Origin of the sequence: Streptomyces sp. NPDC059443, assembly GCF_042750105.1 — a bacterium.
GTDB lineage: Bacteria > Actinomycetota > Actinomycetes > Streptomycetales > Streptomycetaceae > Streptomyces.
Genome location: NZ_JBHYVM010000007.1, coordinates 214,402 through 228,893, shown reverse-complemented (window position 1 = coordinate 228,893; position 14,492 = coordinate 214,402). Strand labels below are relative to the sequence as shown.

11 protein-coding genes are annotated in these 14,492 nt (G+C 72.1%); 4 read left to right on the top strand and 7 right to left on the bottom strand.

Annotated features, from left to right (window positions below; translation table 11 throughout):
• Positions 1-108: 108 nt before the first annotated feature.
• Both ACFXDJ_RS09740 and nirB read right to left on the bottom strand, forming a co-directional pair.
• Positions 109-1,530 (bottom strand): MFS transporter, encoded by a 1,422-nt coding sequence (locus ACFXDJ_RS09740; RefSeq protein WP_384656729.1) that lies wholly within the window; start codon positions 1,528-1,530, stop codon positions 109-111.
• Between the two features lie 163 nt (positions 1,531-1,693).
• Complete coding sequence (gene nirB, locus ACFXDJ_RS09735) at positions 1,694-4,483, bottom strand: nitrite reductase large subunit NirB (protein WP_384656726.1); 2,790 nt, start codon at positions 4,481-4,483, stop codon at positions 1,694-1,696.
• A 283-nt stretch (positions 4,484-4,766) separates the two neighbouring features.
• On the opposite strand from nirB, the gene ACFXDJ_RS09730 reads away from it, so the two are divergent.
• The 3 genes from ACFXDJ_RS09730 (at position 4,767) to ACFXDJ_RS09720 (ending at position 8,083) form a co-directional block, all read left to right on the top strand.
• A complete protein-coding gene (locus ACFXDJ_RS09730) occupies positions 4,767-5,489 on the top strand; it encodes a sirohydrochlorin chelatase (RefSeq protein ID WP_384848656.1) in 723 nt (240 codons plus the stop codon).
• A 28-nt stretch (positions 5,490-5,517) separates the two neighbouring features.
• Complete coding sequence (locus ACFXDJ_RS09725; RefSeq protein WP_384848653.1) at positions 5,518-6,708, top strand: low temperature requirement protein A; 1,191 nt, start codon at positions 5,518-5,520, stop codon at positions 6,706-6,708.
• Positions 6,709-6,823: 115 nt separating this feature from the next.
• Positions 6,824-8,083, top strand: coding sequence for a cytochrome P450 (locus ACFXDJ_RS09720; RefSeq protein WP_384657583.1), 1,260 nt, complete (start codon positions 6,824-6,826; stop codon positions 8,081-8,083).
• A 36-nt stretch (positions 8,084-8,119) separates the two neighbouring features.
• On the opposite strand, the gene ACFXDJ_RS09715 is transcribed toward ACFXDJ_RS09720, so the two are convergent.
• The 4 genes from ACFXDJ_RS09715 to ACFXDJ_RS09700 form a co-directional block, all read right to left on the bottom strand.
• Positions 8,120-10,090, bottom strand: a complete 1,971-nt coding sequence (locus ACFXDJ_RS09715) for a WD40 repeat domain-containing serine/threonine protein kinase (protein WP_384848649.1) — start codon at positions 10,088-10,090, stop codon at positions 8,120-8,122.
• Between the two features lie 36 nt (positions 10,091-10,126).
• Positions 10,127-12,208, bottom strand: a complete 2,082-nt coding sequence (locus tag ACFXDJ_RS09710; RefSeq protein WP_384848646.1) for a WD40 repeat domain-containing serine/threonine protein kinase — start codon at positions 12,206-12,208, stop codon at positions 10,127-10,129.
• Positions 12,209-12,344: 136 nt separating this feature from the next.
• Positions 12,345-12,839: a DUF5949 family protein gene (locus ACFXDJ_RS09705; RefSeq protein ID WP_371616292.1), complete on the bottom strand. Its 495-nt coding sequence runs from the start codon at positions 12,837-12,839 to the stop codon at positions 12,345-12,347.
• Positions 12,840-12,896: 57 nt separating this feature from the next.
• A complete protein-coding gene (locus ACFXDJ_RS09700) occupies positions 12,897-13,571 on the bottom strand; it encodes a DUF4352 domain-containing protein (RefSeq protein WP_384848643.1) in 675 nt (224 codons plus the stop codon).
• Between the two features lie 174 nt (positions 13,572-13,745).
• Between ACFXDJ_RS09700 and ACFXDJ_RS09695 the strand changes: the two genes are divergently transcribed.
• The gene (locus ACFXDJ_RS09695) at positions 13,746-14,192 is read left to right on the top strand and encodes a DUF6299 family protein (RefSeq protein WP_384657572.1); all 447 of its coding nucleotides are present in this window, start codon (positions 13,746-13,748) and stop codon (positions 14,190-14,192) included.
• 128 nt (positions 14,193-14,320) lie between these two features.
• On the opposite strand, the gene ACFXDJ_RS09690 is transcribed toward ACFXDJ_RS09695, so the two are convergent.
• On the bottom strand, positions 14,321-14,488 hold the full coding sequence (locus ACFXDJ_RS09690; protein ID WP_384657569.1) for a hypothetical protein: 168 nt from the start codon (positions 14,486-14,488) through the stop codon (positions 14,321-14,323).
• Between the last annotated feature and the right edge of the window lie 4 nt (positions 14,489-14,492).

Sequence of the window (14,492 nt, the reverse complement as noted above, 5' to 3'; positions counted from 1 at the left end):
GGCGCCGCAGGTGACCACGGACTCGGCGCGGCCGGACCCCGCGAGGGGTCCGGGGCGGGAGCCCCGGAGGCCCGGGCGGGGTCCGGGCCGACCGGCGACGGCTACCGGCTAGCTGGGCGCCTCCGCGCCACGGCGGGCGTAGAACCACCAGGCCACGACGACGCAGCTGGCGTAGAAGGCGACGAAGCCCCACATCGCGCTGGTCACGGCGAAGTTGGCGAACATCGCCGGGATGAAGAAGAAGCCGTAGGCGGCGATGGCCGCGGTGAAGCCGGTCACCGCGCCGGACTCGATCTCCGCCTGCTTCAGGCCCTTCGCGTACTCCGGGGTGCCCTCCGTCAGGCCGGCCAGGTGCTGGCCGCGGAAGATCACCGGGATCTGGCGGAAGGTCGAGCCGTTGCCGATGCCCGAGAAGAAGAACGCCGACAGGAAGCAGAAGAAGAACCCGTAGAAGGATCCGGTGTCAGAGCCGGCCGGCAGGAAGGTGATCACGCCGATGATCGACGCGCCCATGCCCACGAAGGACAGGATCGTCACCCGCGCTCCGCCGAACTTGTCCGCGATCCAGCCGCCGGCCCAGCGGGCCAGCGCGCCGAGCGCCGGGCCCATCCAGGCGTAGGTGGCCACGGAGTACGCCGGGAAGGTGGTCTTGATCAGCAGCGGGAGCGCCGCCGCGAAACCGATGAAGGAGCCGAAGGTGCCGACGTAGAGCCAGGTCATCAGCCAGTTGTGCTTGCGCTGGAAGATGATCTTCTGCTGGCTGAAGGGGGTGGAGGCGACCTTCAGGTCGTTCTGGCCGAACCAGGAGACGGCGGCCAGGACGATCAGGACCGGGACCCAGACGAACGCGGCGTTCTGGAGGTAGATCTCCGAGCCGTTGGCCTTCTTCTGGCCCGCGCCGATCGCCAGGACCGAGGAGGTGATCAGGATCGGGGTGAGCAGCTGGACCACGGAGACGCCCAGGTTGCCCAGGCCGCCGTTGATGCCGGTCGCGTTGCCCTTCTCCTGCTTCGGGTAGAAGAAGCCGATGTTGGCCAGGGAGGAGGAGAAGTTGGCGCCGCCGATGCCGCAGAGCGCGGCGATGGCGACCATCGTGCCGTAGGAGGTGTCCGGGTTCTGCACCGCGAAGCCCAGCCACAGCAGCGGCACGATCAGCACGACGGTGGAGACCGCCGTGAAGCGGCGCTGGCCGATCATCGGGCCGATGAAGGTGTAGAAGATGCGGGCGGTTCCGCCGGTGATGCCGGGGACGGCCGTCAGCCAGAACAGCTGCGACTGCGAGAAACCGAAGCCGACGTCCTTCAGGTTGGTCGCCGTGATGCTCCAGACCTGCCAGACCACGAAGGCCACCAGCAGGGCCGGCACCGCGATCCACAGGTTGCGGGTGGCGACCTTCTTGCCGGTGGACTGCCAGAAGGACGGATCCTCCGGCGTCCACTCCGTGATGGTGCGGCCGGGGCGGTACTGCGCCGGATCGGGCGCCTGCACTCGGCCGGTCGCCGAGCGCACGTCCTGCTTGGCGGAACTCATGACATGTCCTGAACGTTCGGAGGAGTTGAGAAGAATGAAGCTGAGAGTCCTGACCTTCTTAGGGTCCGCCTACCGGGGCGTCCTCCGTCAGGGGAGAACGTCGTGTGGGCGACAGGACAAAGTCCCATCGCCCACAGTGCGTTGGTACGCCGCCCGCAGAGCCCTACGGCTTGAGCTCCACCAGGGGCAGGGACACCTCGGGGTCGTCCAGGCAGATGCCCGTCCGCAGGTCGAAGACCTGCTTGTGCATCGGCGAGGCCACGACCGGCACCCCATCGCGCGAGCCCATGATCCCGTTGGCGATGACGTCGGCGCCCGAGAAGGGGTCCCGGTTGCCCACCGCATAGACCTCGCCCGCGCGGTCCTTGAAGACCGCTGCCTGAGTGCCGTCGGGAAGAACCGCCGTGCGCCCGCGGCCCGGCTCCAGGGAGTCCGCCACCGACGCCCCCGCGGTCCCGGCCGCCCCGAAGTCCACGGTCCCGAAGCGCTCCAGCGCCGCCGGGTCCTCCAGGACCGCCGACCACTCGTCCTCGTACGCCGCTACGTGGCGCTCCATCTGCGCCTCCAGCTCCGCGCAGATCCCGAGCGAGTCCTCGATCAGCACCGCCTTGAGGTGCTCCATCCCGGCCGTGCTGCCGCCGAGCCGCTCCAGCCAGGCCGCCGTGCGCTCCAGGCGCTCGCCCGTGCGGATGTAGTACATGAGGAACCGGTCGAGCAGCGCGAACAGTTCGGCCGTGTTCAGGTCCGAGGCCAGCAGGTCCGCGTGGCGCGGGGTCGCGCCGCCGTTCCCGCTGACGTAGAGGTTCCAGCCGTTGGCGGTGGCGATGACGCCGATGTCCTTGCCCCGCGCCTCCGCGCACTCGCGCAGGCAGCCGGAGACCCCGCCCTTGAACTTGTGCGGGGTGCGCAGACCCCGGTAGCGCAGCTCCAGGTCGATCGCGAGCTGGATCGAGTCGCCCTGCCCGAAGCGGCAGAAGCGGGCTCCCACGCACGACTTCACCGCGCGCAGGGACTTCCCGTAGGCCTGCCCGGATTCGAAGCCGGCCCCGCCGAGCCGCCGCCAGATGTCGGGCAGCTGCTCTTTGCGGACGCCGAAGAGGCCGATCCGCTGCGCGCCGGTGATCTTCGTGTAGAGGCCGTAGTCCCGGGCCACCTCGCCCAGCGCGATGACCTGCTCGGCCGAGATCTCGCCGCCCGCGACGCGCGGGATCACCGAGTAGGTGCCGTCCTTCTGGAGGTTGGCGAGGAAGAGGTCGTTGGAGTCCTGAAGGGCGGCCTGCTCGCCCGCGAGGATGTGTCCGATGCCGAGGTCAGGGGCGAGGGTGCCGAGCACGTTAGCGACGACCGGCTTGCAGACGGCGCAGCCTTCGCCGCCCTCGCCGTAGGTCTCCAGCAGTTCGCTGAAGCCGCGGATGCGCTCGGTGCGGATCTTCTCGTAGATCTCCGCCCGGGTGAGGGTGAAGTGCTCGCACAGTCCGCGCGGCTTCTCGATGCCCGCCGCGGCCAGTTCGGCGTCCAGGACCGCCTGCAGCGTGCCGATGCAGCCGCCGCAGCCCGTGCCCGCCTTGGTGCACTTCTTGATGCCGCCGATGTCGGTGAGGGAGTCCGCGGCCACGGCGCCCCGTACCTGCCCCTTGGTGACGTTGTGGCAGCTGCACACCACCGCGTCGTCGGGCAGGGCGTCCGCGCCGGGCAGTGCCACGCCTTCGGTGGACGGCAGGATGAAGGCCTCCGGCGGAGCCGGCAGCTGACGGCCCGCGTGCGGCTTCAGCGAGCCGTACGCCTCCGCGTCGCCGACCAGGATGCCGCCGAGGAGGGCGCCGTCGGGGCCGAGGAGCAGCTTCTTGTACACGCCTTCGCGGGCGTCGGAGAAGACCACCGAGACGGCCCCGTCGCGGCCCTCGGGGGCGAACGGGTCGCCGAAGGAGGCCACGTCGGCGCCCATCAGCTTGAGCTTGGTGGAGGTGTCGGCCCCGGTGAAGGTCAGCTCGCCGGCGCCCGCGAGGGCCTCGGCCACCGTCTCGGCCATCTGGTAGCCGGGCGCGACCAGCCCGTACACCTTGCCGTCGACGGTCTGCGCGCACTCGCCGATCGCGTAGACGTACGGGTCGCTGGTGCGGCAGTGGGCGTCCACGACGACTCCGCCGCGGTCGCCGACGGCCAGGCCGCACTCGCGGGCCAGGCGGTCGCGCGGGCGCACACCGGCGGAGAAGACCACGACGTCGGAGCTGATCTCCTCGCCGTTGGTGAGCCGCAGCGCCTGCGCCCGCCCGTCGGGGTGGATCTGCACCCCGGCCGCGCCGACGCCCGTGTGCACGGCCACGCCCATGGACTCGATGGTGGCCCGCAGGGCGGCCGCACCGCCGTCGTCCACCTGGAGCGGCATCAACCGCGGGGCGAACTCCACGACGTGCGTGGTCAGTCCGAGGGTGCGCAGCGCGCCCGCCGCCTCCAGGCCGAGGAGCCCGCCGCCGATGACCACACCCGTGCGGGCCCCGCCGTCGGCGGCATAGGCGGTCAGGGCCTCGACGTCGTCGAGCGTGCGGTACGTGAAACAGCCCTCCGCGTCGGCGCCGTCGATCGGCGGTACGAAGGGGTAGGAGCCGGTCGCCAGCACCAGCGCGTCGTAGGGAAAGACCTTTCCGGAGCGGGCGGTGACGGTGCGGGCGGCGGTGTCGACCAGTTCGGCCGGGTCGCCGAGCCGCAGGTCGATGCCGTACCGCTCCAGGAAACCGGGCTCGACCAGGGAGAGTTCGGCGCCGGTGGAGCCGGTGAACGCGGCGGACAGGTGGACGCGGTCGTAGGCCGGGCGCTCCTCCTCCGCGAGGACGGTGACCTGCCAGCCACCGCGTTCGGGGCGGGCGGGGTCGGCGAGCGCGTCGCGCTCGGCGAGCGCCTCCAGCAGGCGGTGTCCCACCATGCCGTGGCCGATGACAACCAGCGTCTGCCCCATGGATCTCACTCCGTGTCCCTGTGCCGCGCGCTCCCCGGCGGCCGGGAAGGCCGGGCCAGGAGGTCACGCGTACATACATTCCGACCTTTCGACGGTAGGTCCGCTCCCCGGCCCCTACCGACCGAAAAGGACCCCTCGGGACGGGGAGTCGGACCTTTTCCACACAGGACCTCTGACCTGCGACGCGGGCCCTTGGCCGGGCTCCCCGCGGCCTCCTGCCCGCCTAGCGTGGAAGGCGGGGACACGGGTGGATCACCGGGGCGGGACCAGGGAGACAGACCACATGCTCGTACTCGCCGTCCACGGCAGCGCGGCCGCGGCCGCCGCCGCGACCATCGCCCGCCTGACCGCCGCCATCGAGGCCGTCAGCGGGGTCCACGCGCTCGTCGGCCACCTCGACGTGCAGCGCCCCTCCCTCGCCGAGGTCGTACGGGAACACCCGCACTCGGTGGTCGTCCCGCTGCTCCTCGGCGACGGCTTCCACCGCCGCGTCGACATCCCCGCCGTCCTGGAGGGCTCCGGCTGCGTGCTCACCGAGGGGCTCAGCGGAGAGCGCGACATAGCCCGCGCCGTGCACAGCCGTCTGCGCGAGGCCGAGCGCCGCCGCGGCCCCTACACCCGGGCCGACGCGGTGATCGTGGCCGGTGCGGGCTCCTCCCGCCCCGGGGGCAATGCCGGTACGCAGATCTGCGCGGCCCAGCTGGCCGACCTGCTGGAGTACGACGGCGGCCCCGACCCCGTCCCGGTGGTCCCCGCCTACCTCACCTCGGCCGGTCCCACCGTCCCCGAGGCACTGGCCTCCCTCCAGGCGGCCGGGCACCGCCGGATCGCGGTCGCGGCGCACCTGCTGGCCCCGGGCCGGTTCACGCACGCGCTGAACGGCTCGGGCGCCTGGACGGTCTCGGAGCCGCTGGCCGACCATCCGCGCCTGGCCCGGCTGGTGCTGAGCCGCTACGAGTCCGCCCGGGGCACACGGGCGCTGAGGGCCGCGCGCCTCGCCTGCTGAGCCTCGTAGGGCTGCTGTCCTGGACGGCATGGCTCTGTCTTACGTACCCATGACCGCCCGAAGCCGGGACGAGGGCCACCGGGCCTCGACCCCGCTGGAGCTGTTCTTCGACCTCTGCTTCGTCGTCGCGATCGCGCAGGCGGGCGCCCGGCTCGTGCACGCCCTGGCCGAAGGCCATCCCGGGACCGGCGTGATCGGCTACTTCTTCGTCTTCTTCGGCGTGTGGTGGGCGTGGATGAACTTCACGTGGTTCGCCTCCGCCTACGACTGCGACGACGTGCCGTACCGGATCGCGACGCTCGTCCAGATCGCCGGCGTGCTCGTCTACGCGGCGGGCGTGAGCCGGGCGTTCGACCAGAACGACTGGACGGTGGCCGTCGTCGGCTACCTGATCATGCGCGTGGCGCTCACCGCCCAGTGGCTGCGGGCCGCCGCCGGCGAGAGCGGCGAGGCCCGCGCGGCGGCCCTGAAGTACGCGGCCGGGCTGGTCGTCTGCCAGGCCGGCTGGGTGGGCCTGCTGTTCGCACCGGACGACATCAAGCGCTGGCTGTTCCTGGTCGTGGCCGCGGCGGAGCTGCTGGTACCGGTGGTGGCCGAGCACGGTCACCAGACCCCGTGGCACGCCCACCACATCGTGGAGCGCTACGGCCTGTTCACGATCATCGTGCTGGGCGAGACGATCGCGGCGAGCACGGTGGCCGTGAAGTCGGCGATCGACGAGCACGATGCCCTGGGCGAGCTGCTGCCCATCGCCGCCGGCGGTCTGCTGATCGTCTTCGCCGCCTGGTGGATCTACTTCGCGGTGCCGATGCACGAGCGGCTGACCTCCAACCGGGAGGCGATCCCGTGGGGTTACGGGCACCTGCTGATCTTCGGCTCGGGCGCGGCGATCGGCGCGGGCATCGAGGTCGCCGTCGAACACGCGGTCGGCAAGGCACACATCTCGCAGCTCGCCGCGAACGCCGCCGTCACCGTCCCGGCCGCGGTCTTCCTGCTGATGGTCTGGCTGCTGCACTCCCGCCACTTCAAGCGGGGCCTCGCCCAGCAGCTGACCCTGCCGGTCTCCGCCCTCGCGGTGCTCGCCTGCTCATGGGCGGGTACGTACGCCGTCCTCTACGCGGGCCTGGTCGCGGCGGCCACGGTGGTCGTCGGCATGACCCTGTCCGTACGCGGCACCCAACCGGCCCCGCCGGTCAATTCCAGCCCCGCCGGCGTTTGAGGCGCGGGGGTCCGGGGGCTGGTCCCCGGCAACGGCGCCGCGCCGAACCGTCACTCCCGCACCCCCACCACCGTTCTCCACCGCAGAGCGACACGCAGCAACTGGAGGCACGGCCATGACACTCCCCGCACAACGCCCCGGCCAGGACCCAGGCCAAGCCTCCGGCAGGGAACTGGCCGACCCCGCGTTCTGGCAGGCGCCCCCCGCCCACCGGCTGGCCGCCTTCGCCCGACTGCGGGCCCTCGACTCCCCCGTGTTCGTCCCCGAAGGGACCGGGCACTGGGCCCTCGTACGCCACGCGGACGTGCAGGAGGCGAGCCGGCTCCCCAAGGTGTTCGCCAGCGCGCCCGGGGTGACGACGCCCGAGCCGGCCCGGTGGGTGCGTGCGCTGTTCGGGGATTCGATGGTCAACCTGGACGGCGCGGACCACGCGCAGCTGCGCAAGATCGTGCAGCGGGCCTTCACCCCCCGGCTGCTGGCGGCGGCCGAGGAGGACATCCACGCGGTGGCGGCCCGCATCGTGGACGACGTACTGGACCAGCGGCCGGACGAGTTCGTCACGGCGGTGGCCTCCCGGCTGCCCCTGGAGGTCATCTGCAACATGATGGGCATCCCGGAGCACTACCGCGCCGAGATCGCCGACCGCGTCAACCACGCCTCCGAGAACATCGGCGTGGAGCGGGGCCTGGCGTCCCGGCTGCGGATGCCCGGGCGCGGGCTGCGGGCACTCGCCAGGATGCAGCGGATGGTGGCGGGGATCGGGCGGGAGCGGCGCAAGAACCCGACGGACGACCTGATCTCGGCGCTGGTCACCGCGAACGTGGACGGCCAGGCACTCGGCGCCCGCCAGCTCGGCGCGTTCTTCTCCCTGCTGATGGTGGCCGGGGTGGAGACCACCCGCAACGCCATCACCCACGGGCTGACGCTGCTCACCGACCACCCGGACCAACGCGACCTGCTGCTCGGCGACTTCGAGAAGCACGCGGACGGCGCGGTGGACGAGATGATCCGCCACTCCACGCCGATCATCCAGTTCCGCCGGACGGTGGCCGCCGAGCACACCCTGGGCGGGCACCTGTTCACCCCGGGCGACAAGGTGGTGCTGTACTACGCCTCCGCCAACCGCGACGAGGCCGTCTTCCCCGACCCGGACGCCTTCGACATCACCCGCTCCCCCAACCCCCACCTGGGCTTCGGCGGCGGCGGACCGCACTTCTGCCTGGGCGCGCACCTGGCCCGGGTGGAGATGAAGGCGCTCTTCCGCGAGCTCCTGACCCGCCCGGTCGGCCTGCGCGCGGTCGGCCTGCCGGACCTGGCCGGGTCCAACTTCGACAACCGGGTCCGCTCCCTGCGCTTCGCCTTCGAGCGGCCCTAGGGACGCAGCGCAAGGTCGCAGCCCGGCCCAAGGCCCTCAGGGAACGTTCCAGAGGCGGATGGCGCCGTCCCGGATCCCCGCCGCGAGGGTCTTGCCGTCGGGGCTGAACGCCAGCGCTTCGATGCGGCTGCCGCCGTCGAACTCGGCGGTGGTCGATCCCGAGGCCGTGTCCCACAAGTAGGCCTTCCCGTCCCCGTCGGCGCTGGCCATGATCCTGCCGCCCGGGTGGAACGCGAGGGCCTCGATCTGGGTCCCGTGGCGGTCCAGGGCGGCGATGTCCTGACGGGAAGCGGTGTTCCAGAGCCGCACCTTGTGGTCCGTCTGCGTGACGGCCAGGATCTGGCCGTCCGGGCTGAACACCGCGAGGTTCGAGAAGTCGTTCTGCTCGCCGGCGAGCTTGGCCACGACCTGGTCGGCGGGCATCTGCCGCACCTCGACGGGGGCGCCGATGGCCAGTAGGCCGCCGTCCGGGGCGAACGCCGCGGGCCCGCGCGTCACGTCCTCGCGGAAGGCGTGGGCGCGGCCCGAGGGCAGGCTCCACACGTACACCCCCTTGCGGCTGGTCCCCGCCAGCGCCCCGTTGTCGGGGCTGAGGGCGACGGAGTCGAAGAAACTCTGTTGGAGCTCGTCCGACGCGGCCCCGGTGAAGATGCCCGCGCTACGGCCGGTGGCCACGTCCCACAGCTGGATCCGGTTCTCCTCCGCTCTCGCGAGGAGTTTGAGGTCCCGGCTGAACGCGTTGGCCTGGGTGTACCTGGCGATCTCGATGCGGGTGACCGTGCTGCGCCGGCTGGGCATCTCCCACCGCCAGATCGTCCCGTCCGGGCTGGCGGCGGCCAGTGTCCCGCCGTCCGGGCTGAAGGCGAGTGCGTTGATGCCGTCGGGGCCCTTGAGGGAGCCGTCGTCCCGGCTCAGGTAGAGCGGTACGCCCACCGCCGCGGCCACGGCGACCCCGAGACCGCCGAGCACCAGCGCACGCCGTGACACCCGGGCCGCGGCCGGCTCGGGGGCGGTCAGGGCGGGGACGGACGGCACCGGCGTGGCCAGGACCTCGGGCGTCGCCGGGGCGAGGCCCGTCCGCGTGGCAGCGTACGGATCCGCCGGCGCGGCCGGATCCTCCACCGTCGCGGCCTGCGTCGGAGCCGGGGCCGGAGCCGGGGCCGGGGCAGGAACCGCCGCCTCCGGCCGGGGGGCGCCGGAGCTCGCGGGGGCTCCCGCGAACCGGGCGGGCAGCTCCGAGACGGAGGGCCGGTCGGCCGGGTCCTTGGCGAGGCAGGAGTCCAGGAGGTGGCGGAGCTCGCCGTCGAGGCCACCGAGCGCGGGCGGTTCGTCCAAGATCCGCTGCACCACCGTCAGGAGGGTGGGCGCGTCGAAGGGGCTGTGGCCGGTGCCCGCGAAGGCCAGTACCGAGCCGAGTGCGAAGACGTCGCTGGCGGGCCCGGCCTTGTCAGCACGGATCTGCTCGGGCGACATGTAGGCGTAGGTACCGAAGACCGCACCGGTGGCGGTGAGCGAACTGGCGTCCACGGCGCGGGCGATGCCGAAGTCGATGATGCGGGGGCCGTCCTCGGCGAGGATCACGTTGCCGGGCTTCAAGTCCCGGTGGACCAGGCCACAACGGTGGATGGCATCGAGCCCCTCCGCCAGCCCCGCACCCAGCCGCAGAACCTCATCAGAGGCCAGCGGGCCCCGCTGGGCCACGACCTGCTGCAAGGTCGGCCCCGGTATGTACGCGGTGACCAGCCAAGGAGAATCCGCCCCGGGATCCGCGTCCACCACCTGCGCCGTATGGAACCCGCCCACCTGACGAGCCGCCTCCACCTCACGCGCGAACCGGACCCGGAACTGCGGGGTTTCCGCCAGCTCGGGCCGGACCACCTTCACGGCCACCTTGCGACCCCCCGGCGAGGTCGCGAGGTAGACAACACCCATGCCCCCCGCACCCAGCCGCCCCTCCAGCCGGTAGGGGCCGACCCATTGGGGGTCGTCCGGTGACAACGCGTCCATGAATACCGTCCGTTGAAGAAGTCGAGAGGTGGTGAGCTAGGAGAGCTTCCAGAGCTGGATCGAGTGGCCGGACTCGTCGGGCGTGCCGACTTGGTTGAGGCTCGCCGCCAGAGTCCTGCCGTCCGGGCTGAAGGCCACCGCCGTGGTGTACGTGTCCATCCGGGACTTGGGCATGGTGCCGGTCAGAGTCTTGGTGACGCTCCCCGTGGACAGGTCCCAGAGGCTGACGGTCTTACCGGTGTTGTCCGCGGTGTTGGGCTCGCGCACGCCTCCGGCTCCCGCGATCATCGTGCCGCCCGGGCGGTACGCCGCCGTGTCGACGTACGGATGGGGGTCGGTGAGGGTCGCCGTGGGCTTCCCGGTGGCCAGGTCCCACAGCTGGACCCCGGGGCCCGCGCCGGCGACGGTCTTGCCGTCCGGGCTGAACATCACCGCGTTGAAGTGGTCCTTGCTCTCACCGGTGAGCGTCTTGAGGAGACGGCCGGTGGCGACGTCCCAGAGCCAGATCTTGGCGCCTATCTCGGAAGCCACGCTGGCCACGAGCTTGCCGTCCGGGCTGAACGCGAGGTCGTTGAGGCTGCCGCCGTGCCCGGTGAGGGTGGCGGAGGAGTGGCCGGTGGAGACCGCCACGAGCTCGACCCGGCTCCCGACGCCCACGGCGAGCGTCTCACCGTCCGGGCTGACGGCCAGGGAGCAGACATAGTCGTACTCGCCGTTGTACGAGGCCACGAGGCTCATCGGCTTGCCGGTGCGCAGGTCCCAACGCCGCAGGGTCTTGTCGAAGCCGCCGGAGTACAGGGTCTTGCCGTCCGGGCTGTGGGCCAGCGACATGACGTTGTCCGTGTGCCCCCTGTACGTCGTGATCGTGCGGCCGGTGGCGACGTCCCACAGCCGTACCGTGTGGTCGTCGCTTCCGCTGGCCAGGGTCTTGCCGTCGGGCCCGAAGGCGAGGGATGTGATCTCGTTGGTGTGGCCGGCGAGGCGCGCGACGGGCCCGCCGGGATCCGCGTCCGTCCCCGACCCCGGCCACAGGAAGTAGGCGGGTACGGCGACCGCCGTCGCCGCGGCGGCGGCGATCCCGCCGATCAGCAGCGTGCGCCGGGGGAGCGTCCTCGCGGCGGCGGCGACGGGCAGGGTACCGGGCTCGGGCTCGACCGTGGGCTGAGGCTGGGGCTGGGGCTGGGGCTGAAGCTGGGGCTGAAGCTGGGCCTCGGGGGAACCCGGCGCGGTGGGCAGGTCGTTGAACGGGACCGAGGGCGCCGCGTCGACAGCCGTACCGCCCGCACCACCCGTACCGCCCCCACTTCCCCGGCCTCCGGTGACCGAGAGCCGGGTCAGGACCTCGCCGGTGGACGGGCGGCCCGCGGGCTCCTTGGCCAGGCAGGCGACGACCAGGTCGTACAGGCCGCCGGAGAGCCCGTCGAGCCGGGGAGCTTCGCTGGTGACCCGGTGGACGATGGCCGGCACGGTCGTCGCGTCGAAGGGACTGTGGCCGGCGGCGGCGAAGGCCAGCACCGACCCGAAGGCGAACACGTCGCTGGCGGGCGAGACCGGGGCGGACCGTATCTGCTCGGGGGACATGTAGGCGTAGGTGCCTATGACCGTCCCGGTACGGGTCATCCCGTCGGCCCCCTGGTCGTGCACGACGCCGAAGTCGATGATGCGGGGGCCGTCTTCGGCGAGGATCACGTTGCCGGGCTTCAAGTCCCGGTGGACCAGGCCACAACGGTGGATCGCGTCGAGCCCCTCCGCCAGACCGGCACCCAGCCGCAGGACCTCATCAGCACCGAGCGGACCCCGCTGAGCCACCACCTGCTGCAAGGTCGGCCCCGGTATGTACGCGGTGACCAGCCAAGGAGAATCCGCCCCGGGATCCGCGTCCACCACCTGCGCCGTATGGAACCCGCCCACCTGACGAGCCGCCTCCACCTCACGCGCGAACCGCACCCGGAACTGCGGGGTTTCCGCCAGCTCGGGCCGGATGACCTTCACGGCGACCTTCCGGCCGCCCGGCGAGGTCGCGAGGTAGACAACACCCATGCCCCCCGCACCCAGCCGGCCCACCAGCCGGTAGGAGCCGACCCATTGGGGGTCTCGGGGGCCCAGGGGCTCGACCATGAGCTACTCGAATCTGCCGGGGATCACGGGCTGCGTCTCGGACGGCATTGAACCATGATCCAGCGCGCCGGATCCCGGAAACCCGGACCGGCCACCGGGCAGGCTGGGAGCCCGGCGGCCGGCGCGAGGCGCGCGACTACCGCTTCAGGCGGGTCACCTGGAGCAGGAAGTGGGCGCAGCTGTTGAGCACCTCGGGGTCACCCGCGAACGCCTGGAGCACCTCCGGCGCGACGGGGGCGCCGGGCGCCGCCTCCGGCCAGGCGCGGGTGGCGAAGAGGAAGTAGACCTGGCCGCCCTCGTCGGCGGCGGCGACCCACTCGTCCGGGGCGGTGCACCGGGCGTTCATCCCGGGCAGGGTGAGCGCGATCTGGTTCCCCTCCAGGAGGACCTGTACGGGGAACTTCCTGACCGGGTCGCGGCCGTCCAGGACCACGTCGCCGATGGGCAGGCCGCCCTCCTCCAGCAGCCCGCGCGCGGCGGCCTCGCTCGCCTCTCGGCCTCCGGGACCGTCGCCGAGGGTGTAGGCGATGAGGTAGGGGAGGTCGTGGCCTTCGGAGGGGTCGCCGATCCACGCCAGCACCGAAAGGGTGCCGAGCTGGGAACGGTCGATTTCGGCTTGGGTAGAAGTCATGCGCCGCACCTTAGTGGTCCATACCCCGGCCTTTTGACGCCGTTTCACCCGGGCGGGCTAGACCGCCCAGAATCCACCTCCGGAATTCGCCTGGATGTTCGCGTCCTGGTACTGGAGCCGTACGATCCGAGCGTTTTCCGGAATTTCGAACACCACCCATCCTTCGGCCCGCTCACCCACCGCGAGGGAATCGAAGACGAGTGGTTTGCCGGTCGTGAGTTCCCCGGTGGGCACCACCCCGTGGCGCTGCCCCGCGCTGTCGAGCGCCCACATGCGCCCGAGGGCCCCGTACGAGGCTCCGCCGATGTTGACGAACGACATCGAGGCGGCCACCCAGCGCTTGCCGGCCGCCGGGGCGAAGTTCTTCTCGACGGTGACCGCCGGGTCCACGTAGGCGTTGAGGACCACCTGGAGGTGGCGGCCGACCTCCCGCCCGTTGACCCGTACGGAGTCACCCACATGGGCATCTTTCGAGGCCGCCCGCGCCGTCCCCTCGCGCTCCGCCCCGGGCTCCTCCCCGGCACCCGGCGCTCCGTCGTCCACCGGTACGGCGGCCACCGCGGCGGGGGCTTGCGCGCCGCCCTCGGAGGCACCGGAGCAGCCCGTGGCGCCGAACAGCAGGAGCGGGAGGAGGGCGGCGGAGGCGGCGAGCACGGAGGCGGAACGGGCGGCGGGGCGGGCGCAGGAACGCGGGACGCGGCGGGCGGAGCGCGGGGCGGCGGGCTGACGCATGCGGGATCCCTTCGGGGATCTTCGGGGACGTATTCCGGCCAGTCTCACGCGCCCGGGCGGGGAATTGCACACACCGACACGAGCACGCGGAACACATGGGACCCCATATGCCAGCACAATGCGTTCCGGCGGAATTCCGCAACCCCTTGCAACCCCCGTCCAACTGGAGGAACGATGGCCGCGACCGGCCCCCGCATGGCCTTGGCCGCACTCGCCGCACTGGGCGCCACGGCGGTATTCACCGCCCCGGCGAATGCCGCCGCCCACGGCAATGGAATTTACGTATCTTCGGAAGCTCACATCGCCGAGGACGGAACGATCCACCTTTTCGGGTCCTACGCGTGCACCGACCCGTCACTCTCGGGAGCGGTTCAGATCAAGGCGACCGTGATCCAGGACGACGTCCGCCTCAGCATCGGCGGCGGCGACGCCGTGTGCGACGGCGTCGAGCACGGCTGGTCGGCCCACGGCACGCTCCGGTTCACCCCGAACGTGCACGCGGGCGAGGCGCTGGCGGAGGCCCAGCTGCAGAGGCTCCACTTCGGCGGCGGACTGCTGCCGCGGTCGATCGACACGGTCGCGCGGGACAGCCACCCGGTCACGGTGATCGACCACCGGTAGCCGCCGCACGCATGCGCGAGGACGCCCCGTCCGGTAGCCGCCGCTACCCGGACCCGGGCGTCAGCGGCACGCGGGCGTCAGCGGCGGGCGGACGTCAGCAGCAGGCGGACGTCCGCAGCAGGCCGGCGTCAGCGGCACGCCGGCGCCTCGCCCGTCATCGACATGAAGGCCACCGTCTGGCACCCGGGGGCCGCGTGCGGACGCCCGGTCGTCCAGTCCACCACCTTCGGCGCCCCGGCGGCGAACAGCAGCAGCGCCAGGACACCCGTCACCGCGCCCTTGCTCAGACGGCGCACGGCG